17 protein-coding genes and 1 riboswitch are annotated in these 21035 nt (G+C 67.3%); of the genes, 6 read left to right on the top strand and 11 right to left on the bottom strand.

All coding sequences use genetic code 11. From position 1 onward, the window contains the following. Nucleotides 1-36 precede the first annotated feature (36 nt). Together ABB28_RS13620 and gcvP are read right to left on the bottom strand one after the other, a co-directional pair. The gene (locus ABB28_RS13620) at nt 37-267 is read right to left on the bottom strand and encodes a hypothetical protein (RefSeq protein WP_057509137.1); all 231 of its coding nucleotides are present in this window, start codon (nt 265-267) and stop codon (nt 37-39) included. A gap of 279 nt (nt 268-546) precedes the next feature. Further along, entirely contained in the window at nt 547-3414 is a 2868-nt protein-coding gene (gene gcvP / locus ABB28_RS13625; RefSeq protein ID WP_057509138.1) for an aminomethyl-transferring glycine dehydrogenase, read from the bottom strand. 60 nt (nt 3415-3474) lie between these two features. Then, nucleotides 3475-3577: riboswitch (glycine riboswitch) on the bottom strand. A gap of 306 nt (nt 3578-3883) precedes the next feature. On the opposite strand from gcvP, the gene ABB28_RS13630 reads away from it, so the two are divergent. After that, nucleotides 3884-5119 carry a multidrug effflux MFS transporter gene (locus ABB28_RS13630; protein WP_057509139.1) on the top strand — a complete coding sequence of 412 codons (1236 nt, stop codon included), beginning with the start codon at nt 3884-3886 and terminating at the stop codon, nt 5117-5119. Between the two features lie 58 nt (nt 5120-5177). After that, nucleotides 5178-5570 carry a hypothetical protein gene (locus ABB28_RS13635; RefSeq protein WP_057509140.1) on the top strand — a complete coding sequence of 131 codons (393 nt, stop codon included), beginning with the start codon at nt 5178-5180 and terminating at the stop codon, nt 5568-5570. A gap of 83 nt (nt 5571-5653) precedes the next feature. Here ABB28_RS13635 and ABB28_RS13640 read toward each other — a convergent pair whose 3' ends face one another. The 4 genes from ABB28_RS13640 to ABB28_RS13655 form a co-directional block, all read right to left on the bottom strand. Next, on the bottom strand, nt 5654-7639 hold the full coding sequence (locus ABB28_RS13640; protein WP_057509141.1) for a M2 family metallopeptidase: 1986 nt from the start codon (nt 7637-7639) through the stop codon (nt 5654-5656). A gap of 107 nt (nt 7640-7746) precedes the next feature. Continuing rightward, nucleotides 7747-9393, bottom strand: a complete 1647-nt coding sequence (locus tag ABB28_RS13645; protein WP_057509151.1) for a phosphoethanolamine transferase — start codon at nt 9391-9393, stop codon at nt 7747-7749. Then, on the bottom strand, nt 9390-10148 hold the full coding sequence (locus ABB28_RS13650) for a phosphatase PAP2 family protein (RefSeq protein WP_425479552.1): 759 nt from the start codon (nt 10146-10148) through the stop codon (nt 9390-9392). Before ABB28_RS13650 ends, ABB28_RS13645 begins: the two co-directional genes overlap by 4 nt. Nucleotides 10149-10255: 107 nt before the next feature. Next, nucleotides 10256-11998, bottom strand: coding sequence for an ArnT family glycosyltransferase (locus ABB28_RS13655; protein ID WP_057509142.1), 1743 nt, complete (start codon nt 11996-11998; stop codon nt 10256-10258). A gap of 94 nt (nt 11999-12092) precedes the next feature. On the opposite strand from ABB28_RS13655, the gene ABB28_RS13660 reads away from it, so the two are divergent. Both ABB28_RS13660 and ABB28_RS13665 read left to right on the top strand, forming a co-directional pair. Further along, nucleotides 12093-12791 carry a response regulator transcription factor gene (locus tag ABB28_RS13660; protein ID WP_057509153.1) on the top strand — a complete coding sequence of 233 codons (699 nt, stop codon included), beginning with the start codon at nt 12093-12095 and terminating at the stop codon, nt 12789-12791. Next, nucleotides 12781-14061: a sensor histidine kinase gene (locus ABB28_RS13665; protein ID WP_057509143.1), complete on the top strand. Its 1281-nt coding sequence runs from the start codon at nt 12781-12783 to the stop codon at nt 14059-14061. The genes ABB28_RS13660 and ABB28_RS13665 overlap by 11 nt, the downstream gene beginning before the upstream one ends. Here ABB28_RS13665 and ABB28_RS13670 read toward each other — a convergent pair. Beyond that, nucleotides 14053-14439, bottom strand: coding sequence for a VOC family protein (locus ABB28_RS13670; protein WP_057509144.1), 387 nt, complete (start codon nt 14437-14439; stop codon nt 14053-14055). The two genes, ABB28_RS13665 and ABB28_RS13670, sit on opposite strands and share 9 nt — an antisense overlap. A 173-nt stretch (nt 14440-14612) precedes the next feature. On the opposite strand from ABB28_RS13670, the gene ABB28_RS13675 reads away from it, so the two are divergent. Further along, the gene (locus ABB28_RS13675; protein ID WP_057509145.1) at nt 14613-15863 is read left to right on the top strand and encodes a DUF819 family protein; all 1251 of its coding nucleotides are present in this window, start codon (nt 14613-14615) and stop codon (nt 15861-15863) included. Between the two features lie 39 nt (nt 15864-15902). Here the strand turns inward: ABB28_RS13675 and ABB28_RS13680 are convergent, their stop codons facing one another. After that, complete coding sequence (locus ABB28_RS13680; protein WP_057509146.1) at nt 15903-16127, bottom strand: YbdD/YjiX family protein; 225 nt, start codon at nt 16125-16127, stop codon at nt 15903-15905. Then, on the bottom strand, nt 16127-18208 hold the full coding sequence (locus tag ABB28_RS13685; protein WP_057509147.1) for a carbon starvation CstA family protein: 2082 nt from the start codon (nt 18206-18208) through the stop codon (nt 16127-16129). Before ABB28_RS13685 ends, ABB28_RS13680 begins: the two co-directional genes overlap by 1 nt. Nucleotides 18209-18426: 218 nt before the next feature. On the opposite strand from ABB28_RS13685, the gene ABB28_RS13690 reads away from it, so the two are divergent. Beyond that, nucleotides 18427-19278: a pirin family protein gene (locus tag ABB28_RS13690; RefSeq protein ID WP_057509148.1), complete on the top strand. Its 852-nt coding sequence runs from the start codon at nt 18427-18429 to the stop codon at nt 19276-19278. A gap of 56 nt (nt 19279-19334) precedes the next feature. Here ABB28_RS13690 and ABB28_RS13695 read toward each other — a convergent pair whose 3' ends face one another. Both ABB28_RS13695 and ABB28_RS13700 read right to left on the bottom strand, forming a co-directional pair. Beyond that, nucleotides 19335-19796 (bottom strand): hypothetical protein, encoded by a 462-nt coding sequence (locus ABB28_RS13695; protein ID WP_057509149.1) that lies wholly within the window; start codon nt 19794-19796, stop codon nt 19335-19337. A gap of 258 nt (nt 19797-20054) precedes the next feature. After that, nucleotides 20055-20918, bottom strand: a complete 864-nt coding sequence (locus ABB28_RS13700; RefSeq protein ID WP_057509150.1) for a pirin family protein — start codon at nt 20916-20918, stop codon at nt 20055-20057. Nucleotides 20919-21035 lie beyond the last annotated feature (117 nt).

Raw genomic sequence — 21035 nt, forward strand, 5'->3', positions numbered from 1 at the left:
GTAGCGGTCCGGACCGCTACGCACCGAGGGACGCTGTCAGTCACGGCGGTCCATGCTGGCTGAGCCATTGTCTTGGCCTCCGCTCATCAGGCACAGAGCGAGTTTCGCCGTACAGGTGAAGATGCTCTGGGCAATGATGCAGACGGCGTATCGCGCTCCGCAGTCGACGATGCCGCACTGGTCGGCGGTGTCCTGCGCAAAGGCGGCCGGCGCGGCAAGCAGCCCGCTGAGCAGGGCGATGGCGGGCAGTGATCTGATGCGTTTCATGGAATGGCTCCACTGGTGACGAGAGACTCCCTGCGCTGCAGGAAGGAGACGTGCCCCGATTGATGCGGGGCCGTTCCGGGCTGTCGCGGCGGAACGTGCCAGCATCGTCCCGCTGCCGTCGCATCAAACCCATCAGGGAAGCAGGAGCGCCGCCGTCAGGGGCCTGCGTGCTTCTTTGTCGTTGTTCTTCATGATGGCCATGGTGGAACCCTGTCCATGACGCACAAGGCCCGCTTGCGCGGGCCTTGTGGTTGACCATCGGCTGCCCCGGAAGGCAGGTCAGGCGTCGACTTCGTCATCCTTGTACGCATCGACCGGGATGCAGGCGCACATCACGTTCTTGTCGCCATACACGTTGTCCACGCGGGCTACCGGCGGCCAGTACTTGGACTGCTTCAGGCTGGCCAGCGGGAACGCCGCCAGTTCGCGCGGGTAGGCGTGGGTCCACTCGCTGGCCGTCACTGCGGTGGCAGTGTGCGGTGCGTTCTTCAGCGGGTTGTCCTCGCGCTCCAGGCGGCCATCTTCGATGGCGGCGATCTCTTCGCGGATCTGGATCATCGCGTCGATGAAGCGGTCCAGCTCGTGCTGGGATTCGCTTTCGGTCGGCTCCACCATCAACGTGCCGGCGACCGGGAAGCTGAGCGTCGGGGCGTGGAAACCAAAGTCGATCAGGCGCTTGGCGATGTCTTCGGCACCGATGCCGCTGGTCTTTTCCAGCGGGCGCACGTCCAGGATGCACTCATGCGCCACCAGCCCGTTGCGGCCGGTGTACAGGGTCTTGAAGTGCGGGGCCAGGCGGGTGGCGATGTAGTTGGCGTTGAGCAGGGCGACCTGGGTTGCCTTGCGCAGGCCTTCGCTGCCCATCAGCGTGATGTACATCCAGCTGATCGGCAGGATCGACGCGCTGCCGAACGAGGCCGCCGAAACCATCCCGACATCGCCTTCGCCACCGAGCACGCGCGGCAGGAACGGGGCCAGGTGCGACTTCACCGCGCAGGGGCCCACGCCGGGACCACCACCGCCGTGCGGGATGCAGAAGGTCTTGTGCAGGTTCAGGTGCGACACGTCCGAGCCCCACTTGCCGGGCTTGGCCACGCCGACCAGGGCGTTCATGTTGGCACCGTCGGTGTACACCTGGCCGCCGTGCTGGTGGATGATCTCGCAGATCTCCACGATCTCTTCTTCGAACACGCCGTGGGTGGACGGGTAGGTGACCATCAGCGCGGCAAGGCGGTCGCTGTACTTTTCCGCATTGCGTCGGATGTCTTCGACATCGACGTTGCCGTTGGCGTCGGTCTTGGTGACCACGACCTTCATGCCGCACATCTGCGCCGACGCCGGGTTGGTGCCGTGGGCCGAATCGGGAATGAGGCAGATATCGCGATGGTCATCGCCGCGCGAACGGTGATAGGCGCGGATCGCCAGCAGGCCGGCGTATTCGCCCTGCGCGCCGGAATTGGGCTGCAGACTCACCGCGTCGTAGCCGGTGCATTCCACCAGCATTGCTTCCAGGCCTTCGATCAGCGCCTTGTAGCCCACGGCCTGGTCGGCCGGCACCAGGGGATGGATGTTGCCGAACTCCGGCCAGGTCACCGGAATCATCTCGGCGGTGGCGTTGAGCTTCATCGTGCACGAACCCAGCGGGATCATCGTGCGGTCCATCGCCAGGTCCTTGTCGGCCAGCGAACGCAGGTAGCGCAGCAGTTCGTGCTCGCTGTGGTGGGTGTTGAACACCGGGTGGGTCAGGAAGTCGCTGCGGCGCACCAGCTCGGCCGGGATCGCGTCGGCGGTGCTGCCGTCCAGCGCATCCACGTCGGCCTGCGCACCGAACACGGCGGCCAGCGCGACCACGTCCTCGCGGGTGGCGGTCTCGTCCAGGCTGATGCTGACCGAGCTGCTGTCGATGGCGCGCAGGTTGTAACCGGCCGCGCGTGCGGCCTGGTGGATCGCGGCGGCATCGATGCCGGTCACGTGCAGCGTATCGAAGAATTCGCTGCCGACGGCAACGCCGTTGCTGCGCAGGGCCGCGGCCAGGATCGCCGCCAGGCGGTGGGTGCGGCGGGCGATGCGGGTCAGCCCGTCCGGACCGTGGTACACCGCATACATCGAGGCCATCACCGCCAGCAGCACCTGTGCGGTGCAGATGTTGGAGGTGGCCTTCTCGCGGCGGATGTGCTGCTCGCGGGTCTGCAGGGTGAGGCGGTAGGCGGGGTTGCCCTGGGCGTCGATGGAAACGCCGATCAGGCGGCCCGGCATCGAACGCTTGTAGGCATCGCGGCAGGCCATGAAGGCCGCATGCGGACCGCCGAAGCCGAACGGCACGCCGAAGCGCTGGCTGTTGCCGACCACGATGTCCGCGCCCCATTCGCCGGGGGCGGCCAGCAGGGTCAGTGCCAGCAGGTCGGTGGCCACGGCGACCAGGCCGCCGCGCGCATGCACGGCATCCACCAGCGCCTTGTGGTCGGCGACCTGGCCGAAGGTGTCCGGGTACTGCAGCAGCAGGCCGAACGCCTCCGCTTCCAGTGCTTCAGCCGGGGTGCCCACGCGCAGCACGATGCCCAGGGGCTCGGCGCGGGTGCGCAGCAGTTCCAGCGTCTGCGGATGCACCGCGTCGTGCACGAAGAAGGTGTCCGACTTCGACTTGGCCGAACGCTTGGCCAGGGTCATCGCCTCGGCGGCGGCGGTGGCTTCGTCCAGCAGCGAGGCGTTGGCGATTTCCATGCCGGTCAGGTCGGCGCACAGGGTCTGGAAGTTGATCAGCGCTTCCATGCGGCCCTGCGAGATCTCGGCCTGGTACGGGGTGTAGGCGGTGTACCACGCCGGATTTTCCAGGATGTTGCGCAGGATGACGTTCGGCGTGTGGGTGCCGTAGTAGCCCTGTCCGATGAAGCTGCGCAGCACGGTGTTCTGGTCGGCGATGGCGCGGATCTTGGCCAGTGCCTGCACTTCGGTGATCGATTCGGGCAGCGCCAGCGGCGCCGGCGACTTGATCCGGGCCGGCACGATGGCATCGGTCAGCGCATCCAGCGAGGCATGGCCGACCACGCCGAGCATCTGCGCGATCTCCGCGTCGTTGGGGCCGATGTGGCGCTCGACGAACGCGTTGTGGTGTTCAAGCTCGCGCAACGAAGGGGTGTTCTGGGACATGGCGAAGGATCCGTCGGGAAAGGGCACGCACGTGGGCAGGCTGCCGATCAGCAGCCCGCGGGGCGCCCCTCTGTCCTTTTGCCTGAGAGTTTGGAAGCGCGCGTGTGCGCGGCTTCGTGCCCCTTCGGCGCCGGATCGAACCGGTCTCTCCAGAGTTTTGATGCGGGTGGTCACGGGCCTGAGCGATTACGGGCGTTTGCGCCTTCGGCAGCGGTGTCCTGCTTCTCCCACCTTGTTGCCCGCCGATTATAGCGGGCCGCGTGGAAGGCGGGGGAGCGGCGGCCCGATAGACCCTGCTGAATGCGTTGCGACCCACCGGACGGATTCGGTCCGGATCGCATGGTATTGGGGCGGCCAACGGCCTATCATGGCGCCACTCTCGTATTCATCCGGCGCCACCTTCCTGTCCTGCCTGGGCCGGGTCGGGCGCCTGCCGCGCATGGCCTGCGCGGCTCCTCCGGACGCTCCCATGACTGCCGCCTCGCCTTCGACCCGCCGTCTGGCCCTGCTGCTCGCAGGCCTGGCGATGTTCGGCCCGTTCTCCATCGACACCATTTTCCCGGCGTTCCCGCAGTTGGCGCAGCGGCTCGGGGTGGACGAAGTGGCGGTGCAGCAGACCGTCAGTGTCTACCTGCTGTTCTATGGCCTGATGAGCCTGGCGCACGGCCCCCTGTCCGATGCCTGGGGACGCAAGCGGGTCATCCTCGGCGGCCTGGTGGTGTTCGTGGGCGCCTCGGTCGGCTGTGCCCTGTCCACCGACCTGACCACGCTGCTGATGTTCCGCGCGCTGCAGGGCCTGTCGGCCGGCGTCGGCATGATCGTCGGCCGCGCGGTGATCCGTGACCTGTACCACGGCCACGATGCGCAGCGGTTGATGAGCCAGGTGTCGATGATCTTCGGCATCGCGCCGGCCATCGCGCCGATCATCGGCGGCTGGATCCTGCTCAGCGGTGCCGGCTGGCCACTGATCTTCTGGTTCCTGGTGGTGTTCTCGCTGCTGCTGCTGGTGGCCACCGCGCGTTTCCTGCCGGAAACCCATCCGGTCGCCGCGCGCACGCCGTTGTCGCCGCGCGGACTGGTGCGCGACTACCTGCGCATCGGCTCCAATCCTCGCTTCATGCGGCTGGCGCTGGCCGGCAGCATCAACTTCGGTGGCATCTTCCTGTACATCGCCTCCGCGCCGATGTTCGTGATGCAGCACCTGCGGCTGGGCGAGGGCGGATTCGCCTGGTTGTTCATCCCGACCATCGGCGGCATGACGGCCGGTTCGTTCCTGTCCGGGCGCATGGCCGGCCGCACCACGCCGACCCGCCAGGTCAGCATCGGCTTCATCTGCTGCGCGGTGTCCGCCGTGCTGAACATCGCCTACGTGGCCACCGCGCCGCAGCTTGCGCTGCCCTGGGCGGTGCTGCCGATCTTCATCGGTGGCTTGGGCATGGCGCTGATCTTCCCGATCCTGGCGCTGGCGGTGCTGGACATGTACCCGCACCAGCGCGGGCTGGCGTCGTCGTTGCAGGCCTTCCTGCAGCTGATGGTCAGCACCCTGGTGGCCGGGCTGGTGTCGCCGCTGCTCAGCCATTCGCCGCTGCAGCTGGCCCTGGGCCAGGCGGCGTTTTTCGCCGTGGGCTTCGTGTTCTGGTACTGGGAACACCGGCGCGAGCGCGACCAAGAGGCACTGCGGGTGGCCGCGGGCGGCCCGCCGTGAAGCAGGTCCGCGCGTGGCGTGCGGTATCCTTGGCGCCCCGATTGCCCGTACTCCGCTGATGTCGACCACCTCCAAACTGCGCCGTGACATCCGCCGGCGCCGCGAAACCCAGGCCGCCAACCGCGAAGCCGCGCAGGCCTCGCCGGTCGAGCCGCACGCCGAACTGCGTGACCAGCAGCGCACGCTGCTGGCCGGCGTGGTGCGACGCGATGGTGAATGGGTGCTGGGCATGGATGGCCGCATCGCCGGCCAGAGTGAAAGCGCCGCCCAGGTGCTGGCCTTGATCATGCAGGCCGGCGAACTGCACGAACGCAAGGGCACGCCGGTGCGCCTGGTGTATTCGGATGCGCTGCGCGATGCCGCGCAGGCCGAGGCCAATGCGCAGGGGCTCAGTTTCGATGAGTTCAAGGACGCGCTGGCAGCGAAGATGGCCGCTGGCAAGGCCAACTGACCCCGCCTGATCGCGCCGGGCGATGCCCGGCGTTGCATGACGTCCGATGGTGGCGCCGGGCCATGCCCGACGCCACCGGATGATCAGCGCTGTGCAGGCGCTGCCGGTGCTGCCGGCGCGGCCGCGCTGGCCTGCCAACCGCAGACCTGGCCCTGGTTCTGCTCCTTCAGCCAGGCGTTGACCGGGGTGAAGTATTCGATCATCGGGCCGGCATCGAGCTTGTCACCGCCGGTGAGCTCCTTCAGCGTGGCCTGCCACGGCTGGCTGGCGCCCTTGCTCAGCATCGACCAGAACTTCTGCCCGGCTTCCTTGTTGCCGTAGAAGCTGCATTCGTGCAGCGGTCCCTTGTAGCCGGACGCATCGCACAGGCCTTTGTAGAACTGGAACTGCAGGATCCGCGCCAGGAAGTAGCGGGTGTACGGCGTGTTGCCCGGCACGTGGTACTTGGCGCCCGGATCGAAGAACTCTTCACCGCGCGTGGTCGGCGGGGCCACGCCCTGGTAGCGCGCCTTCAGGTCCCACCAGGCCTTGTTGTAGTTGTCCGGGGTGATCGAGCCGTCGAACACGCCCCAGCGCCAGCGGTCGATCATCAGGCCGAACGGCAGGAAGGCCACGCCGGACAGCGCCATGCGCATCTGGTTGTTGATCACCGCTTCGCGGCTTTCTTCCGGCTTGTCGACCAGGCCGATGGAGTTCAGGTACTTGGGCGTCATCGCCAGCACGATGGTGTCGCCGATCGCTTCATGGAAGCCATCGTTGGCACCGCCCTGGAACAGCGGGGGCAGCGGGTTGTAGGCCAGGTCGTAATAGATGTGGCCGAGCTCGTGGTAGATCGTGGTGAAGTTCTCTTCGTTCGGTTTGATGCACATCTTGGTGCGCACGTCGCCTTCCATGTTCATGTCCCAGGCGCTGGCATGGCAGACCACGTCGCGGTCCTGCGGCTTGATGAACTGGGTATTCTCCCAATACGACTTCGGCAGCGCCGGCATGCCCAGCGACACGTAGAAGTCCTGCGCGCGTTCGGTCATCTGCCGCGCGGTACGCAGTTCGGCTTCACGCTGCGCCTTGTACAGGCTTTCCACGTTGGCGTTGCTGCCGGCCTTGGCCAGCGCGCCGCTGAGGTTGCCCTGGTACTGCTTTTCCAGCGCAGCGGTGATGTCCAGGCTGCCGGCACCGGGATACGGCTGCAGCTGGTCCCACAGGTTGGACCAGTCCTGCTGCCACATGTTGCCGGTCAGGTGGGCGGCGATCAGGCCGTTGCCCACTTCGGCCTTGTCCTTGCCATAGGTGGCGTCGAGCTTGCCGCGGGCGTAGCAGTGCAGCTGCTCGTACATCGGCTTGACCTGTTCCCACAGGCGATCGGTTTCCGGGCCGATCTGCTCCGGCGGCATGTCATAGCCACTGCGCCACATCTGCCCGGCATCGGCGAAGCCCAGCCCCTTGGCACCTTCGTTCACCAGGCCGACGAACTGCTGGTAGTCGCCCCGCATGTTCCTGGTGGTGCCGTGCCAGCCCTGCCACGCATCCAGCTGCTGGTCGTAGTCGCGGCTGCTGGACAGCACCTGTTCCAGGTCGCCGAGCTGGCGGCAGGAGTTCGGATCGTTGGCGTCGGTGCAGTACTTGCCGGCGCCATAGCTGCCTTCCATGCGGGTGGCGATCTGGGTCAGCTGCGCCAGCTTGGCCGGGTCGCGCGGGGCCGGCATCGACGACATCAGCTTGAGCAGCCGCAGCGCACGCTTGCTGTCGTCGGACATCGGCTGGCCTTCGAACTTGGCCGCCTGTTCGATCCAGCTGTTGAGCTGGGTCAGCGAGCGTTCGTTGGCCTTGGCCGCCACGCGTTCGGAATCGCCGTTGATGTAGGTCGACGACAGCCACTGCGCCGAGGTCATCTCCGGGTACGCGGCCTTGTATTCGGCATTGATGCGGGCCACGAACTGGTCGGCGGTTTCGCCGGCCGGCGCCATTGCGGTCGCGGTGTCGGTGCCCGGGGTGGGCTCCTTCTTGCAGGCGGCCAGCGACAGCGTGGCGGCGGCGATTGCCGACGCCAACAGGAGATGACGGTGTTTCACGGGTGGTCCTTGGGTGGTGAACGACCGCTGAAGGCTAGTGGCCCGGGCCCGCTGCCGCAAGGGGCAGTGCAATGAAGGGCACTACGGGGCGGGACGACGCACGCCGATCAGCCTTCGCAGCGGGCGAACAGGTCGTGCTGCGGATCGTACAGCGCGGTGCGCACCTGCATCAGGCCCAGCACGGAGGAGAACAGCGCATCGTGGTCGGTGCGCTGGCCGGCACGCTCGCGCAGGCAGGCCAGGTCCAGCCTGCGGTCGCGCACGAACTGCGGTGAGAACCACATCGTCATCGGCACATGGGTCTGCTCCTGCGGTGCGATCGCGTAGGGCACCCCGTGCAGGAACAGGCCTTTCTCTCCCAGCGATTCGCCATGGTCGGAGACATAGATCATCGCGGTGTCGTAGTCCTCCATCCCCTGCAGGCGCCCTATCGCCTGGGCCAGTACATGGTCGGTGTACAGCAGCGCGTTGTCGTAGCTGTTGGCGATCTGGGCACGCGTGCAACGACCGAGGTCAGCGGTATCGCAGGTAGGCGTGAAGCGGCGGAAGCGCGGCGGATAGCGTTCAAAATAAGCTGGCCCGTGGTTGCCCAGCTGATGCAGCACGATGACCCGGTCACCGGGTTTCGCGCGGGCCTGTGCCGGCAGGTCCTGCAGCAGGATCTCATCCATGCAGCGACCGTCGACGCACAGCCCCGGCGTGGTGGCATCGGTAAGCGACTGCAACGGCAGTCCATCGCAGACGCCTTTGCAGCCGGACTGGTTGTCACGCCACAGCGTCGCGATCCCGGCATGGTCCAGCACATGCAGCAGCGACTGGTGCGCACGTATTTTCTTCTCGTCGTAGTCGCGGCGTCCCCACGGCGAGAACATGCAGGGCAGCGATACTTCGGTGCTGGTGCCACAGGAATGCATGTCGGGGAAGTTGATCACCGGTTTCTGCGCCAGTTCCGGGGTGGTCTGGCGCGTGCCGCCATTGAGCCCCCAGTCCTGCGCACGCGCGGTTTCGCCGATGACGACCAGCAGCAGGCGTGGCCTGCTTCCCGCCACGCGGGGCATCGCCTGGGCATCGGTGCCGATCGGCAGCTTGGGCGCGCGCTGCACCGGGTTGTCGCCACGCAGGGCGCGCGGCAGTCCCAGCAGGACATTGGCGGGCGTGGCCAGGTAGCGCACTTCGCGCTGGTTGCGCATCAATGCCGAGATTTCCTGGAACGACAGCAGCGCACCGCCGAGTGCCACGCTGGCGGCGAGCAGCAGGAAGCCGGCGCGCCACATCAGGGTGGCGGTCCAGCGCCGCTGCGCCAACTGCACCCGCCACAGCGCGACCACCGGCAGCATGCCGATCAGCAACGGCCCGGCCAGCGAGGCGGTGAGCAGCTCGCGGCTTTCGCGGCGGTCGGTTGCCAGCACGTTGCGCAGCATGTCCGCATCCAGGTAGATGTGGTAACGGCTCATGTAGTGCGAAGCCAGCGTGGTCAGCAGGATCAGCAGGCTGACCACGGCCTTGCCGTTCCAGCGCCAGACCAGCAGACCCAGCAGGAAGGCGTGGGTCCCGAGCAGCAGCAGCAGCAGCGACACGGCATAGCGGATGCTGCCGGGGTGGGTGGCCATTGCGCTGGTCCAGAACAGCCCATTGCCTGCGACGGCGAAGTACAGGCTGGCAAGCGCGATCAGCGCCTCGCTGGAGATCAGCGGGCGCCACTGCAGCCAGGCCATGGCCGGCAGCCGTACGCCGCGTGCGACGGTGGCATTCATGCGCGCGCCCCCGCTGCGTGCCAAGCCCGACGCGGCAGGCGGGAACGCGCCAGCGCATACAGGCCCAGCGAGAGCAGCCAGCAGACGCTCAGCGTGGCCAGGTCGTGCGACATGAAATGCGCGCCGCGAAGCTGCTGGGCCAGCCCCAGCGCGATGCCAGCAAGCAGGCCAACGGCAAGCCCGCGCCAGCGCCAGGCCGGTCGCCACAGCAGCGCGAAGAAGTACAGGCTGACCCACGCGTAACCCGCACTGGCCTGGCCGGCTGGGAAGCAGGCGGCGGTGGGCAGGGCGGCGGGTCGCGCCTGCAGAAGGCCGACGAACGGACGCTGTCCGCCATAGCGCAGCAGGTCCCACGGGCAGTCCATGTGGGTCAGCGATTTCAGCAGCGATACCGCGCCGGTGCCCAGTGCAATGGCCAGCACGAGGTACAGCAGCGCCCAGCGCAGGTGTCGATTGCTGCCGTAGCGCCACTGGTGGAAACACAGCACCAGGACCAGCAACGTTGCGGTGGCGCTGAGCCATTTGCCGCCCGCGTGCATCAGGACGGTGGTGGCCCACGCATCGCGCAGCAGCCAGTGCTGGCCTTCCAGCGCGAAGACGCGGTCGGCGATCCACTGGTCGCCGCCCAGCATCAGCGCGCTGAACATCAGGGAGGCTGCGATCAACGGCAGCCACAGGTGGCGTGCAGTGAATCCGCTGCCTGCGATCTGCCGAACGCGTGGGAGCGGATATCCGGGAACAGCGATGCGGTGCATGCACAAGGCCTTTGGAGGATCCGCGGCCATGCTAGGGAGCGCGATGTCGGAGAAAAATCGGAGCGACGTTCGGCTTCGGTTAAACCGGACCATCCCGCCGCGCTGACTCAGTCTTCAGCGTCGCTTGCCCCGCGCGCCGCTGCGTGGCAAGTGCGGGACCAGGCCGTTCCCGGTACCAGCTGCCATCGATTGCCGTTGGACATGCCGATGTCAATTATCTGCGCGGTATCCACGCAGGGGCTGATCGCCGCATCCAGCACCAGCAGCCAGCGTGTCTGTGGCGCAGCAGCGAGCCATTGGCCGGCGTCCTGCCATTGCAGGTCCCACGGACGCTTGAAGCCGAACTCGCGGACCGGTCGGTCGGCCTGCAGCAGGTTCTGTTCGCGCCAGGCCAGCAGGCCCAGTTCGGCCTGTGGCCCGATCCGTGCGCCTGCACGCTGCATCAGGGCCGAAGCGGAAGCGTAGGGGTCCATCGCGGGCAGCAGCACGACGCCGTACACGCACCACAGCAACGCATGGGTCACCAGCACCAGTGCGCCGGCGTGGCGTTGCCGCAGCCATGCTGATATCCCCAGTACGGCGCCTCCCAGGACCAGCAGGCCTGCCCCCAGAACGGGCAACAGGCTGGTCGGCATCGCGCGTCGCTCGAGTTGCGCTACGGCCCATGGCGCGGCGTACACCAACAGGGCACCGACGGTGATCGCCAGCAGCCCCAAGGCGATGCTGTAGCCCAGCAGGTAGCGGCGCACACCGGTCCGGCGCAGCAGGCCGGGCAACAGCGGGGCACTGGCCAGCGCGAGCGCCGGCAGCATCGGCAGCAGGTAGACCTCGCGCTTGCCGGGGCTGATGGTGAAGAACAGAAGCACCATCGCGGCCCAGCCCAGCAGCAGCCAGAGGCGTGCATCGGTGCGACGCATCCGCCGCCACCACGGCCGCAGCAGCCAGGGCAGCAGCAGGCTGCCGGGCAGCCACAGCGTGAGCATCACCTGCAGGTAGTACCAGGCGGGTTGCAGGTGGTGCCAGGCATGGGCGTAACGGGTGGCCGTCTGCTTGAACAGGAGTTCATGCGCATAGGCCTGCAGGGCAGGGTCGGGCTGGCGCAGCAGGGCCCAACCCAGCGGCGCCAGCCAGACCGCAGTGCCGAGCAGGAAGGACGGCAGCAGCCAGGCCAGCGTGGAGGGGGCAGGGCCCGGCGCCACGTGGCCGCGCAGCCGCCGGTAACCGCACCGCCACGCCAACCACGGCAGCACGACCAGCAGGGGCAGGAAGCCGACCCCCTTGGTGACCGTGCCCACGCCGGCGGCGATCCCGGCCAACCAGAGCGCCGGCAGGTTGCGGCGTTCGCACAGGTGCCGCAGCAGGCCCCACAACGACAGCGTGGTCATCGCTACCAGCACCATGTCGATCTGCGCGCGCTTGGCCATCAGGCCGAACTGCAGGCTGCAGAACAGGGCCGCCATGGCATGGGGCGCCACCCGCGGCGACCACAGCCGACGTGCCAGGTCGGCCACCAGCCACAGGCTGAGCAGGGCGGCCAGCAGGGAAGGCAGCAGGAAGCTTCCCTTCCAGTCCAGCACCCGCTGTGTCGCTGCCTGCATCCACATGTACACCGGTGGCTTTTCGGCGTAGAACTCGCTGCCCCGGTGTGGCACCAGCCACTGGCCGGAGTCCAGCATGGCACGCGCGGCCAGCACGAAGCGGGGCTCGTCCGGCGGCTGCGGCAGGCGCATGCCGATGCCGGCCGCCAGCGCGATCACTACCAGCAGCCACAGCAGGGGCAGGCGCCAGCGCGCACGGGGGAAGGAAGGCGGGGACAAGGGGGCGCATCCGGGCAAAGCCGGACTATCCATCCGGGCGCGTGGGAAATTCGTCGGAAGCGCGGGGGGCACGGGATTCCGACATCGGCGGCGCTACCATGAAGGGAACTACGGGATGGATACGCGCATGCGTCTGCTGGTGATCGAGGACAATCGGCAACTGGTCGCCAATCTGTTTGACTATTTCGAGTCGCGCGGGCACGTGCTGGACGTTGCGCCCGATGGAATCACCGGCCTGCACCTGGCCACCACGCAGGTCTACGATGCGCTGATCCTGGACTGGATGCTGCCGCGCATGGAGGGCCCGGAAGTCCTTCGTCGCCTGCGCGCCGAACATGCCTCGGAAGTGCCGGTGATCATGCTCACGGCCCGCGACGAACTGCCCGACAAGATCGCCGGTTTCCGCGCAGGTGCCGATGATTACCTGACCAAGCCCTTCGCCTTGCCCGAACTGGAAGTGCGGCTGGATGCGCTGCTGCTGCGCGCGCAGGGACGCAACCCACGCAAGCGCCTGCAGGTGGCCGACCTGGTGCTGGACCTGTCCACGTTGGAAGCCCAGCGCGCAGGGCAGGTGCTGCACCTGTACCCGGCCTGCCGCAAGCTGCTGGAAGTGCTGATGCGCGCCAGTCCGGCTGCCGTTACCCGCCAGCAGCTGGAGTTCGCGTTGTGGGGCGATGAACCGCCGGACGGCGACCTGCTGCGATCGCATGTGTACGAACTGCGCCGCAGCGTGGACGGACCGTTTGCGCGCAAGCTGGTGCATACCCTGCCGCGGGTTGGCTACCGCTTGGCCGTGCAGGAAGGAGAGATGATCGATGGCCGCTAGGCCGGCGCCGCTGTACCGGCGCGTATTGGGCTGGTTGCTGACCTACCTTGCGCTGATTTCGCTGGCGGTGTTCGGCGTGGGCAACAACGTGCATGAACATGCCGAGCACGCGGCGTGGCGCGCGCTGCTGAACTCCGAACTGGACAGCATCATCCTGCACAGCGAGCGCGACCCGCAGTACCGATGGCAGGATTCGGACACGCTGAGCCTGTACCGGCTGGACCAGGCCAGCACGCCGGAAACCCTGCGCGGGCTGCATCCCGGGCTGCATGACGGCATCCCGATCGGCGAACGCAAGGCGGCGGTGATGGTGCGCCAGACGGAAACCATGGGCCGGCTGGCACTCGCGCTGGATATTTCCGATTTCGAAGCGCTGGAACAGTTCGCCACGCGCTGGGTGCTGCTGGCCGGGCTGGTCATGGTGATCGTCACCGTGGTGATGGCGCGGCTGGGCATGCAGCGGGTGGTGCGCCCGCTGAGCCTGCTGGCAGGCGACATCGGCGCGCTGAAACCGGGGGCGCCGGGCCAGCGCATCAGCGTGGATCCGCGTGGCAGCGCCGAGCTGCATACCATCGCCAATTCACTCAACGACTACCTTGCGCGCAACGAGCAGTTCGTCGAGCGCGAACGGGTTTTCATCAGCACCGCCAGCCACGAACTGCGCACCCCGGTGGCGGTGATCACCGGCGCAGCGGAGCTGGCGCTGGAGCAACCGGGCCTGCCCGAGCGCGCACGCCAGCAGATGCAGCGCGTGCAGCGCACGGCAGAGGACGTGGAGGAGCTGATCGAACTGCTGCTGGTCCTGGCCCGTGATCCGGCGCGGCTGGCCGCGCGCGCCGAGCGCATCGCACTGGCCCCGTTGTTGCTGCAGATCATCGAAGACCATCGTCACCTGCTGGGGGACAAGGACCTGACCGTGGGCCTGCAGGCTGCGCCGGTGGATGTCATCGCGCCGCTGGCGGTGGTGCAGGCGGCGATCGGCAACCTGCTGCGCAATGCCATCGAGAACAGTGGACGTGGCAGCATCCAGCTGGAACTGACCTCGGCCGGCGTGCTGACCCTGCGTGACCCCGGACACGGCATGAGCCCGGAGGAGATCGCCGCCATCCACGCGCGCATGGCACGCGGGCTGCGCAACGAACACGGCGGCATCGGCCTGGAACTGGTGGCACGCCTCTGCGAGCACCTGGGGTGGACGCTGCATTTTGAACCGGTACAGCCGCGTGGCACCCTGGCTACCCTGGATGTCAGCGCCTCGCGCTCAGGTTGAAGGGCGCGGCACGTGCTGGTCGATCAGGATCACGTTGCCATCGGGATCGCTGAGCATCACGTGCGCCGGCCCGTTACCGTCGTGATCGGCGCGCGTGCTCAGGGGGACGCCGCTGGCATCCAGCTGGGCCTGCAACTGGCGGATGTCGGTGAAGCCGGGCAGCGGCTTGGCCTGCTGGTCCCAGCCCGGGTTGAAGGTCAGCCAGTTGCCTTCGAACATTCCCTTGAACAGCCCGACCACGGTGTTGGCGTTGCGCAGCACCAGCCAGTTCTGGGCGGCATCGCCACCGGTCACGCTGAAGCCCAGCGCCTCATAGAACGCACGTGACGCATCAAGGTCTTTCACTGAAAGGCTGATGGAGAAAGCACCGAGTTCCATGGACGTGCTCCTGGCGGGTTTCCGGGGGATTTCCGGCGGATTCTGCGCAGCGGCGCAGGACCGGGCAAGCCGCGCTGCGGCATGCGGCCGGGCAGGGCCGATGGTAAGCTCGGCGGGTGCCGCCTCCTGCGGCATTTTTTTCGCCCGTCACTTTTCGATCGACAGAGGACTGCATGCCGACCGAACCCGCTACCGCCCTGATCTCCAGCGACATCGTCGGCCTGGGGCTCATCGCCGCCACCCTTGCGCTCATTTTCTGGGCGGCCAGTGGCCCCACGCCTTTGTTGAAGAAGATCTTCGCCTGGGTTCCGGCGTTGCTGCTGTGTTACTTCATCCCGGCCATCTACAACACCGCCGGCCTGATCGATGGCCATGCCACCGCGCTGTACAACCCGGTGGCGCGCGACGTGTTGCTGCCCGCAGCGCTGGTGCTGCTCACGCTGTCCATCGACCTCAAGGGCATCGTCAAGCTGGGCCCGAAGCTGCTGGTGGTGTTCTGCGCCGGTACCGCCGGGGTGATGCTTGGTGCGATCGTGTCCTTCCAGGTGATGAAGCTGATCCATCCTGAAACCGTGTCCGGTGATACCTGGGCGGGCATGGCCGCGCTGGCCGGCAGCTGGATCGGCGGCGGTGCCAACATGGTGGCGATGCGCGAAATCTTCGGCACCGATGCCACCACCTTCGGCCAGTTCGCGGTGGTCGACGTGGCCTGTGCCAGCCTGTGGATGGCGATCCTGCTGTTCCTGGCCAACCGCTCGCAGCAGATCGATGCCCGCAACGGCGCCGACACCCGCGCCATCGATGAGATGAAGGCGCGCATCAGCGCCTATGAGGCGCAGAACGCGCGCATTCCCAGCCTGACCGATCTGATGATCATCGTGGGCGTGGCGCTGGGCGGGGTGGGGCTGGCGCACGCCATCGCCGCGCCGCTGGCGGCCTGGTTCAAGGCCAACGTCGGCTGGTCCAGCCAGTTCAGCCTGGACAGCCAGTTCGTCTGGGTGGTGTTGTTCTCCACCGCGCTGGGCCTGGCGTTGAGCTTCACCCGCGCGCGCCAGCTGGAATCGGCCGGTGCCTCGCGGCTGGGGACGGTGTTCCTGTACTTCCTGATCGCCTGCATCGGCATGCAGATGGACCTGCTGTCGCTGCTGGACCGTCCGTGGTTGTTCCTGCTCGGCCTGATCTGGATGGCAACCCACGTGCTGGTGCTGTGGATCGTGGCCAAGCTGATGCGTGCGCCGTTGTTCTTCTTCGGCGTCGGCTCGATGGGCAACATCGGTGCGGCAGCGTCGGCACCGGTGGTGGCTGCGGCGTTCCACCCGTCGCTGGCGCCGGTCGGCGTGCTGCTCGGAACGGTGGGCTATGCGACCGGTACCGGCCTTGCGTATGTCACCGGGCTGATCCTGAAGGCGATGGCCGGGGCATGAAAAAACGGCGGGGCCCAAGCCCCGCCGTTTTCGTCTGACTCAGCAGCAGCGTCCGCCGTTCCTGCCGCCGTACCGCGCTTCCTGGCGCTCGCGGAAGAACGTCTTGTAGTCCATCGGCGTGCGGTCGGGATGGTTCTCCAGCACATGCCGGACGTAGTTGTCGTAGTCCGGGATGCCGCAGCACAGCCGCGCGGTCTGCACCAGGCGCCGCCAGATGCGGCGATGGGCCTGGTGCTGGCCGACCGGTACCAGTTCGGTACTCATCACAGGTCCGCCATCTGGTGCGGCAGCAGCTTCACGTACTCGGTTTCCTTGTCCGTGCGCTGCGGCGTGCGGCGTGCCGCGGCGATGGTCTTCAATGCATAGAACAGGATCGAGAACACCACCAGCAGGAACAGCACGGTCAGCGTGGTGTTGACGTAGGCGTTGACCACGATCTGCTGCATCTGGCCGACGGTCTTGGCCGGTGCGGTGATGGTGCCGCTGGCGATGGCATCCTGGAACTTGTGGGCCTGGGCCAGGAAGCCCTGCGCCGGGTTGCTGTCGAAGATCTTGATCAGGCCGGCGTAGGTGGTGCAGATCAGCAGCCACACCGCAGGCACCGCGGTGACCCAGGCGTAGCGGTCACGCTTCATCTTGAACAGCACCACGGTGCCCAGCATCAGCGCGATACCGGCCAGCATCTGGTTGGAGATGCCGAACAGCGGCCACAGGGTCTGGATGCCACCGAACGGATCGACCACGCCGGAATACAGGAGGTAACCCCACAGCGCCACGCAGCCGGCAGTGGCGAGGATGTTGGCCGACCAGGACTCGGTCTTCTTCAGCGCCGGGATGAAGTTGCCCAGCAGGTCCTGCAGCATGAAGCGACCGGCACGGGTACCGGCATCGACCGCGGTCAGGATGAACAGGGCTTCGAACAGGATGGCGAAGTGGTACCAGAACGCCATCATCGCGTCGCCCGCACTGGGGATCGCTTCGTGCAGGATCATCGCGATGCCGACGGCCAGGGTTGGCGCGCCACCTGCGCGGTGCAGGATGGTCGGCTCGCCGATGGCCACCGCGGTGGCTTCCAGCTGCTCCGGGGTGATGGTGAAGCCCCAGTTGGTGGTGATGTAGTGCGCCGCCGATACCGCATCGGCGCCGATCACCGAGGCCGGGCTGTTCATGGCGAAGTAGATGCCGGGTTCGATGATCGAGGCCGCGACCAGCGCCATCACCGCGACGAAGGATTCCATCAGCATGCCGCCGTAGCCGATGTAGCGCGCGTGCGCTTCATTGGCCAGCAGCTTGGGCGTGGTGCCCGAGGCAATCAGCGCATGGAAGCCGGACACCGCGCCGCAGGCGATGGTGATGAACAGGAACGGGAACATCCCGCCCTTCCACACCGGGCCGTCGCCACTGGCGGCGAACTGGGTCAGCGCGGGCATCTTCAGTTCGGGCATGACGATCAGGATGCCGACCGCCAGCGCGATGATGGTGCCGATCTTGAGGAAGGTGGACAGGTAGTCACGCGGTGCCAGCAGCAGCCACACCGGCAGCACTGATGCCACGAATCCGTAGCCGATCAGCATCCAGGTGATCTGCTTGGCGGTGAAGGTGAAGGCCGGGCCCCAGACCGGATCGGCCGCGACGATGCCGCCGAACCAGATGGAACCCAGCAGCAGGATCAGGCCGACCACCGAGATCTCGCCGATCTTGCCGGGGCGGATGTAGCGCATGTACACGCCCATGAAGATCGCGATGGGCATCGTGGCGATCACCGTGAACATGCCCCACGGGCTTTCCGCCAGCGCCTTGACCACCACCATCGCCAACACGGCCAGGATGATGATCATGATCAGGAACGCACCGAACAGGGCGATGGTGCCCGGAACCGGCCCCATTTCCTCGCGCACCAGGTCACCCAGCGAGCGGCCGTTGCGGCGGCTGGACAGCACCAGGATCATGAAGTCCTGCACCGCACCGGCCAGCACCACGCCGACCACCAGCCACAGCAGGCCGGGCAGGTAGCCCATCTGTGCGGCCAGCACCGGGCCGACCAGCGGCCCGGCACCGGCGATGGCGGCGAAATGGTGGCCGAACAGGACGTGCTTGTTGGTCGGGACGTAGTCCAGGCCATCGTTGTTGAGCACTGCCGGGGTGGCCCGCGTGGGGTCCAGCTGCAGCACCTTGCTGGCCACGAACAGGCCGTAGAAGCGGTAGGCGATCAGGTAGATGGAGACCGCGGCGACCACGATCCACAAGGCGTTGATGGGTTCACCGCGGCGCAGCGCCACGGTGCCCAGACAGAATGCGCCGAGCAGTGCGAGCAGTGCCCAGCCCAGCTTTGAGAAGCCTTTCATGAGGTGAACTCTCCCTTAAGAACATCACAAGGGTCCGCCTTGCCCCGTGTCGGGTCAATGCAGACAGGGTGTTTCCCAGCTAGTACTTTGGTCGTAACGCGGTCACGGCACCTCCCCGGCCGTGGCAGGCACCGCTGGAACAATGGGTTGCGGTGCGAGGGCTTGGCGCTGCCCGCGACAGCCGCCATCTTGCGGGTAGACACTTTGCTGGAGTTTCCATGAGCACCCAGACCGCGGCACGCGTGCTGCGCACCATTGAAGGCTCGCCCACCTCCGACGGCGCCGGCGTGCGCCTGACCCGCGTGATCGGAGGCTCCGCGCTGCCGGACCTGGATCCGTTCCTGCTGCTGGATGAATTCGGTACCGACAAGGCCGAGGATTATCTGGCCGGCTTCCCCAGCCATCCGCATCGCGGCTTCGAGACGGTCACCTACATGCTCGACGGGCGCATGCGGCACAAGGACAACCATGGCAACGAAGGCCTGCTTACCCCGGGCAGCGTGCAGTGGATGACCGCGGGTCGTGGGCTGGTGCATTCAGAAATGCCCGAGCAGGAAAGTGGCCGCATGCGCGGCTTCCAGCTGTGGGTGAACCTGCCGGCGCGCGACAAGATGACCGCGCCGAAGTACCAGGAGTTCGCCCCGGAACGCATCCCGCAGGTCACCCCGGTGGCCGGCGTGACGGTCAAGATCATCGCCGGCGAGGTCGACGGCACACACGGGCCGATCGTGCAGCCGGCGACCGATCCGGTGTATCTGGACATCACCCTGGACGCTGGCGCGGCGTGGGACTACGTGCTGCCGGATGGCCACAACGTGTTCGCGTATGTGTTCGAAGGCGATCTGCAGATTGGCGTCGGCGACGATGCGCGGCCGGTGGCGGCGCAGCAGATGGCGGTGCTTGGCGGAGGCAATGCGTTGCAGCTCGCCGCTGGCAGCGCCGGTGCACGGCTGATCCTGGTCGCGGGCCGTCCGCTGCGCGAGCCGGTGATGCGGCACGGGCCGTTCGTCATGAACACCCGGCAGGAACTGATGCAGGCCTTCGTGGATTTCCAGGAAGGCCGTTTCTGAGGCCACCGTGGCGTTGGGCCGGTCATCCACCGGCCCCGCCCACAGGGGGCGCATGATCAGCGACCGGCGGCCACGGCTGCCGGATTGAGGTTCATGCTGCGGATCATCTGCTGCAGGCCGGCGCGCTCTTCGCTGTCGCCGGGATACAGCGCCAACTGCGCATAGCGGTTCTTGTCGATCTTCACCACGCTGACGCGGCGGTCGGCGAAGCCCGGGGGTTCCTGGCCGCCGAGGTCAGGCAGGTACCAGTAGATTTCCTCGCCGGCGAAGCTGTCCTTCTCCTGGCGCAACGCGCGCGGGAAGCGCAGCTCCGGATCGCTGCCGGTCAGCATCAGGCTGAGGACTTCGCGGCCGTCGCTGGTGGTCGCGCGGCACACCAGGAAATCGCCGGTGGCCTGCTCCTGCCACTGCAGGTTGCTGGCAGCCGGCAGCGACGGGCACTTGGGTGCGCTTTGCGCGTGGGCGCCCATGGCGGTGGCGCACAGGCACAGCAGTACGGCAGCAGAGACGATTTTCATGCAGTTCCCCCAGAGGCGTTCAAGTCGACGGCACCGCCAGCGGCGGGCCGGCGTGGTCGCCGTTGCGACCTGGCATCCATCCCCGGATGCCGCGTCGGCCCGCCAGCCCAGCTGGCGGGTATTCCTTGACCTTAACGGAACGTGAGCAAGCGCACAAATCGCGGTTTCATCGGTAACCAAATTCCACGGGCCGGTGGGCCGTGGCGAGCCGGGAAGATCCAGCCAGCCTGACGGCTCAGTGACGCGCAGGCCGTCGGCTCACTTCGCCGGTAGCGGGATGAATTCCGTTGCGTCGCCCGGGATGGTGCCGAAGCGTCCGTTTGCCCAATCGTCCTTGGCCTGCTCGATGCGCTCCTGGGAACTGGACACGAAGTTCCACCACAGATGGCGCGGTGCATCCAGCGGCTCGCCGCCCATCAGCATCGCCTTGACCGGCGTCTTCGCGCGCAGCCGGCCGCGGGCGCCGTTGGCCGGGATGATCAGGTGCTGGGCGGGCACGTCGACGCCGTCCAGCTGGGCCTGGCCGTCGAGGATGTACAGCGAACGTTCGCGGTGGCCGGTGTCGATGTCGATCTCCGCATCCGGGTCCAGGTCGATGGCCACGTTGAGTGTGTCGGCGAACACCTTGACCGGGGATTCCTCGCCGTAGGCGCGGCCGGCGATCACCCGCAGCCAGGCGCCATTGCGGCGTTGCTGGGGCAGGGTGGCGGCGCTGTGGTGGTGGAAGGCCGGTTCGACTTCCTCGTACTGCCTGGGCAGTGCGATCCAGGTCTGCATGCCATGCAGCGGATGGCCGTGCTCGCGCTCCGGTGGCGGCGTGCGTTCGGAGTGCGAGATGCCACGGCCGGCGGTCATCCAGTTGACGTCGCCGGGGCGGATCACCTGGTCCGAACCGAGGCTGTCGCGGTGGCCGATGGCGCCGGACCACAGGAAGGTCACCGTGGCCAGGCCGATGTGCGGATGCGGACGCACGTCGATGCCGGTGCCGGGATTGAGCAGGGCCGGGCCCATCTGGTCGACGAACACGAACGGACCGACGCTGCGGGCCTGCAGCGTCGGCACGGCACGGCGGACTTCCAGACCGCCGATGTCGTGCACGCGGGGGGCGATGAGGGTGGTCATGCGGGCGATCTCGCTGGCGGGGACAGGGGCGCAGGATCGCATGCGCGGTGTGCGGGCACATGCCCCGGATGGGCAACAGGCTGTTGCGCGGTGCGAACGGGTGGGACCCCCTCGCGG

The sequence above is a fragment of the Stenotrophomonas chelatiphaga genome (assembly GCF_001431535.1).
Lineage (GTDB): Bacteria > Pseudomonadota > Gammaproteobacteria > Xanthomonadales > Xanthomonadaceae > Stenotrophomonas > Stenotrophomonas chelatiphaga.

What these genes read in the sequence shown, in the direction of transcription:
- ABB28_RS13620 (WP_057509137.1), bottom strand. Translation starts at nt 267, where the DNA reads ATGAAACGCATCAGATCACTGCCCGCCATCGCCCTGCTCAGCGGGCTG.
- gcvP (WP_057509138.1), bottom strand. Translation starts at nt 3,414, where the DNA reads ATGTCCCAGAACACCCCTTCGTTGCGCGAGCTTGAACACCACAACGCG.
- ABB28_RS13630 (WP_057509139.1), top strand. Translation starts at nt 3,884, where the DNA reads ATGACTGCCGCCTCGCCTTCGACCCGCCGTCTGGCCCTGCTGCTCGCA.
- ABB28_RS13635 (WP_057509140.1), top strand. Translation starts at nt 5,178, where the DNA reads ATGTCGACCACCTCCAAACTGCGCCGTGACATCCGCCGGCGCCGCGAA.
- ABB28_RS13645 (WP_057509151.1), bottom strand. Translation starts at nt 9,393, where the DNA reads ATGAATGCCACCGTCGCACGCGGCGTACGGCTGCCGGCCATGGCCTGG.
- ABB28_RS13650 (WP_425479552.1), bottom strand. Translation starts at nt 10,148, where the DNA reads ATGCACCGCATCGCTGTTCCCGGATATCCGCTCCCACGCGTTCGGCAG.
- ABB28_RS13655 (WP_057509142.1), bottom strand. Translation starts at nt 11,998, where the DNA reads ATGGATAGTCCGGCTTTGCCCGGATGCGCCCCCTTGTCCCCGCCTTCC.
- ABB28_RS13660 (WP_057509153.1), top strand. Translation starts at nt 12,093, where the DNA reads ATGCGTCTGCTGGTGATCGAGGACAATCGGCAACTGGTCGCCAATCTG.
- ABB28_RS13665 (WP_057509143.1), top strand. Translation starts at nt 12,781, where the DNA reads ATGGCCGCTAGGCCGGCGCCGCTGTACCGGCGCGTATTGGGCTGGTTG.
- ABB28_RS13670 (WP_057509144.1), bottom strand. Translation starts at nt 14,439, where the DNA reads ATGGAACTCGGTGCTTTCTCCATCAGCCTTTCAGTGAAAGACCTTGAT.
- ABB28_RS13675 (WP_057509145.1), top strand. Translation starts at nt 14,613, where the DNA reads ATGCCGACCGAACCCGCTACCGCCCTGATCTCCAGCGACATCGTCGGC.
- ABB28_RS13680 (WP_057509146.1), bottom strand. Translation starts at nt 16,127, where the DNA reads ATGAGTACCGAACTGGTACCGGTCGGCCAGCACCAGGCCCATCGCCGC.
- ABB28_RS13685 (WP_057509147.1), bottom strand. Translation starts at nt 18,208, where the DNA reads ATGAAAGGCTTCTCAAAGCTGGGCTGGGCACTGCTCGCACTGCTCGGC.
- ABB28_RS13690 (WP_057509148.1), top strand. Translation starts at nt 18,427, where the DNA reads ATGAGCACCCAGACCGCGGCACGCGTGCTGCGCACCATTGAAGGCTCG.
- ABB28_RS13695 (WP_057509149.1), bottom strand. Translation starts at nt 19,796, where the DNA reads ATGAAAATCGTCTCTGCTGCCGTACTGCTGTGCCTGTGCGCCACCGCC.
- ABB28_RS13700 (WP_057509150.1), bottom strand. Translation starts at nt 20,918, where the DNA reads ATGACCACCCTCATCGCCCCCCGCGTGCACGACATCGGCGGTCTGGAA.